Raw genomic sequence first — 2,363 nt, 5'->3', positions numbered from 1 at the left:
CACCAAGAAAGGAGCAAGTATCCACATGAGCAAAAAACAGGATGCCCTGGAATACCATTCGAGCGGACGCAAAGGAAAGATAGAAGTCGTCGCCTCGAAGCCTTGCCTTACCCAGCGGGACCTCTCTCTTGCCTACTCCCCGGGCGTTGCCGAACCGTGCCTGGAAATCGAGAAAAACCCTGAAGATGCTTATAAGTACACTGCGAAAGGAAACCTGGTCGCCGTAGTCTCCAACGGCACCGCGGTCCTGGGGCTCGGGAACATCGGCGCCCTTGCCGGCAAACCGGTCATGGAAGGGAAAGGGGTCCTCTTTAAGCGCTTTGCCGACATCGACGTCTTTGACATCGAACTGAACACCGAGAACCCCGATGAGGTGATCAAAGCCTGCCAACTCCTCGAGCCCACGTTCGGCGGCATCAACCTGGAGGATATCAAGGCCCCCGAGTGCTTCTACATCGAGGAAGAGCTCAAGAAGACCATGAACATCCCGGTCTTCCACGACGACCAGCACGGCACCGCCATCATCTCCGCCGCCGCCCTCACCAATGCGCTGGAGATCATCGGCAAGAAGATCGAGGATATTCGCATCGTGGTGAACGGCGCCGGGGCATCGGCCATCGCCTGCGCCAACCTCGCCATCTCGTTGGGGGTTAAGAAAGAAAACCTCATCATGTGCGATACCAAGGGTGTCATCTACAAGGGACGCACCGAGGGGATGAACAAGTATAAGGAACGCTTCGCCGTGGACACTACCCTGCGCACCCTGGAAGAGGCCGCGACAGGGGCCGACGTCCTCTACGGCCTCTCCTCCAAGGGGGCATTCACGCCGGAGATTGTGCGCAAGCTGGCCAAGAATCCCATTATCTTCGCCATGGCAAACCCGGACCCGGAAATTTCGCCGGAAGAGGCCCATGCCGTGCGGGGCGATGTCCTCATCGCCACCGGCCGTTCCGATTATCCGAACCAGGTGAACAACGTCCTCGGCTTCCCCTTCATCTTCCGGGGAGCCCTCGATGTCCGGGCCACTACCATTAACGAGGAGATGAAGAAGGCTGCTGTTTTCGCCCTTGCCGAGCTTGCCCGTGAGGAATGCCCCGACTCGGTCTGCCGCGCTTACGGCAACGTGAAGTTTTCCTTTGGCCGCGACTACATCATTCCGAAACCCTTTGACCCCCGTGCCCTCCTGCGGGTGGCACCGGCAGTTGCCAAAGCGGCCATGGAATCGGGGGTGGCCCGCCAGCCCATCGAGGATATGGAGAAGTACGTTGAGCATCTTGAGTCGTTGCAGGGTAAAGCAAAGGAAGCCCTGCGGATGATCATTAACAAGGCCAAAGCCGATCCCAGGAAGCTCGTCTTCCCCGAGGGAGATAACGAAAAAATCCTCAGGGCGACTCAGATCCTCATTGAAGAAGAGATTGCCAAACCGATCCTCATCGGCAACCAGGACAAGATCCGGGAAAAGATGGCGGAACTGGGACTCGACTTCAACGGCAGCGTCCAGATCATTGACCCGGCCACCTTTGAGCGTTCCGAAGAATATGCCCAGGAACTCTTCAGCCTGCGGCAGCGCAAGGGACTGACCCTCACTGAAGCACGCCGGATCATGACCCGCAAATCCCGCACCCATTTCGGCTGTATGATGGTACACATGGGGGATGCGGACTGCCTCCTCTCCGGCATCGACACCCATTACCCCGAGACCATCCGTCCGGCCCTTGAGGTCATCGGCAGACAGCCGGGCCTGTCCAGCGTGCACGGTCTCTACATGATGGTCTTCAAGAAGGGTATTTATTTCATGGCCGATACCACGGTCTGCATCGAGCCGACTCCGGAAGAACTGGCGGAAACCGCCATCCTTGCGGCGGAAAAAGTCCGCATGCTCGACATCGAGCCGACAATCGCCATGCTCTCCTTCTCCAACTTCGGCTCCGTCAACCATCCCCAGGCCCAGAAGGTCAGGCGTGCCGTCGAGATCGTCAAACAAAAGGCCCCGGACCTCATCGTCGACGGTGAAATGCAGTCGGACACGGCAGTCGTCACGGAAATGATCCAGAAGAGCTTCTCCTTTGCATCCCTCAAGGAGGCCGCCAACGTCCTCATCTTCCCCGACCTCAACTCCGGAAACATCTGCTACAAACTCCTCCACCATCTAGGCGGGGCTGAAGCGATCGGTCCGATTCTTATGGGAATGCAGAAACCGGTTCACGTCCTCCAGCGGGGTGACGATGTGAGCGACATCGTGAACATGGCGGCGCTTGCAGTGGTGGATGCCCAGAATTCGTAATAACTTCACATAAGAAATGCAGAACAACGAAGGGGGCCATGAGCCCCCTTTCTCTTGCCTTCCGTCTGGATACTTTGAT

Annotated in this window: 1 protein-coding gene; it reads left to right on the top strand. The window is 57.7% G+C overall.

Annotated features, from left to right (window positions below; translation table 11 throughout):
• Window positions 1-25 precede the first annotated feature (25 nt).
• On the top strand, window positions 26-2,284 hold the full coding sequence (locus tag KJB29_RS18995; protein ID WP_215735880.1) for an NADP-dependent malic enzyme: 2,259 nt from the start codon (window positions 26-28) through the stop codon (window positions 2,282-2,284).
• Window positions 2,285-2,363 lie beyond the last annotated feature (79 nt).

The sequence above is a fragment of the Geobacter grbiciae genome, assembly GCF_018531165.1.
In the GTDB taxonomy this organism is placed as follows: domain Bacteria; phylum Desulfobacterota; class Desulfuromonadia; order Geobacterales; family Geobacteraceae; genus Geobacter; species Geobacter metallireducens.
Note: the sequence above shows the minus strand (reverse complement) of the source record. Positions and strands in the feature narration are given on the sequence as shown.